The organism is Sphaerochaeta sp. S2 (genome assembly GCF_016406725.1).
Lineage (GTDB): Bacteria > Spirochaetota > Spirochaetia > Sphaerochaetales > Sphaerochaetaceae > Sphaerochaeta.
On sequence record NZ_JAEKNT010000163.1, the window covers coordinates 1 to 1,275 of the forward strand.

The following is a 1,275-nucleotide window of genomic DNA, read 5'->3' on the forward strand; positions in this document are numbered from 1 at the left end:
GCTTTGTTCCCTGCTATGTGAACAGCCGTCTTACAGTAAAGGGCATTCCCGTCAGCTGCGAAGTCGATATCTATGGAGCATTGAGTGAATATATTGGTATCTGTGTGAGTGATAAACCTGTTACCTTGCTGGATATCAATAACACTGTTCCCTCCAAGATGTATGAGGAGCATATCAGGGCAAAACGGTCCTACCGCAATGATGAGTTGTTCATGGGTTTCCACTGTGGGAATACCTCTTGCTCCCTGCTCAAGAATCCCCATATGGGGTATCAGGTGATCATGAAGCGAGATCTGGAGCCGGATCTTGCAGAACCCGATATCACCAGGGGGACGATGGAAGGGGACCTGGTATCCGGTCCAGTCACTGTTTACCGCCTGCAGTCTGATGCTCGGGGGAGACTGCGTGCATATGTCGCGCAAGGAGAGGTCTTGGATGTTCCCAGCGAAAGCTTTGGAAGCATCGGTGTGATAGGTATTGAGGAGATGGCCCGATTCTATCGGTATGTGCTTCTTAAGAAAGCGTACCCGCACCATGCAGCAGTAGCCTTCAGCCATGTCGGGAAGGCCCTGTTCAATGTTTTCACCTATCTTGGAATTGAGGATATTGCCTACAACCAGAGGGAAGGACTACCCTATGAGGGCGAGAATCCGTTCAAGCATTAAAACTAAAAATACAAAGAATTACAGCCCCTGACTTTCAGGGGCTGTATAATAATTCTCAAAATCTTACGTCCAGTCGTCGATGAGTTCCTTGATTTCCTCAACAACCACTGCATCACTCTCTTTCAGTGGTCCCAGTATATTGGCCTTTGCAAGGGCATAGGTGAGGACCATGACAGCTTCCTGCCTGTCACTCATCCTATCCAGGGTGACTGAAGAGTAGAACGGCTTGCTTTTTCCTCCATCCTTTCCCTCATAGTAACGGTATTTCTCAAGATTGGTTGAACCTTTCTTCCAGTCTTTCTCCATGCTCCGCATTTCCTTGCTTCTCTTGGATGCACTCCAATCCCTTGCATAGAGTTCCTCGGCAAGTTTGAGGTAGTGGCCGGGGTAGTAAAGATGACTGGGAATGGTATCCATGGCCATTCTCATATAGCTTACTGCCCAATCCTTGTTCCCGAATGAGATGAACCCACCGGGAAGTTCGTCATAGAGGCTGGAAAGTATGTACCAGGTTTCACTGGAGTCGAGCACACCAAGGGTGTTTACTATGGTAGTCAGGTCCTCGAGCATTCCCTTCGCTTTACCCAAAGCATTCAGCGGTCCCTTTGTC

General features: G+C 48.6%; 2 pseudogenes. One reads left to right on the plus strand and one right to left on the minus strand.

From position 1 onward, the window contains the following. Positions 1-665 (plus strand): annotated as a pseudogene (locus JF818_RS04250) (fucose isomerase); the annotation flags it as partial. A gap of 63 nt (positions 666-728) precedes the next feature. Here JF818_RS04250 and JF818_RS04255 read toward each other — a convergent pair. Next, a pseudogene (locus JF818_RS04255) lies at positions 729-1,275 on the minus strand (hypothetical protein); the annotation flags it as partial.